1 protein-coding gene is annotated in these 423 nt (G+C 38.5%); it reads right to left on the reverse strand.

The window, feature by feature from the left end; translation table 11 throughout:
• Positions 1-186: 186 nt before the first annotated feature.
• Positions 187-423 (reverse strand): transposase (locus tag AC6CHV_RS26355; protein WP_498079980.1); only part of this gene is annotated, 237 nt, incomplete at its 5' end.

The following is a 423-nucleotide window of genomic DNA, read 5'->3' on the forward strand; positions in this document are numbered from 1 at the left end:
TATTTATAAATTTGTATAGCGAGTTAGAATTATTTCGAATTTACATTGAGGGGTGGGCATGATAGCCTGGTGGCAAGCCAGGTGTTGTTAAACTCCTGGCTTCCTGGCTTTTATTCATGCCCACCGGAGGCTCAATGTCAATTCGAAATTAGGCGTTCACACTTTACTTGGTAGGTGGCGCTTTTCTCAACCTTTCCTACTTCTAATGATTTTTTTCATTTCTTGTTCCTCATTTATTTGCATGAGGACTGCTCCAATCATTCTAAACGCGGATTGAGTATTTGGAAATATTCGGATTACCTTTTCCCTTCTTCTAACCTCTTGGTTTAAGCGTTCCAGTGAATTTGTGCTGCGAATATATTGTTGAAACTTATTGGGTTCATTTAAAAACTGGATAGCATCTTCGAAGCCATCTTCTAAAAT

The organism is Ferdinandcohnia sp. GQ5 (assembly GCF_059759275.1).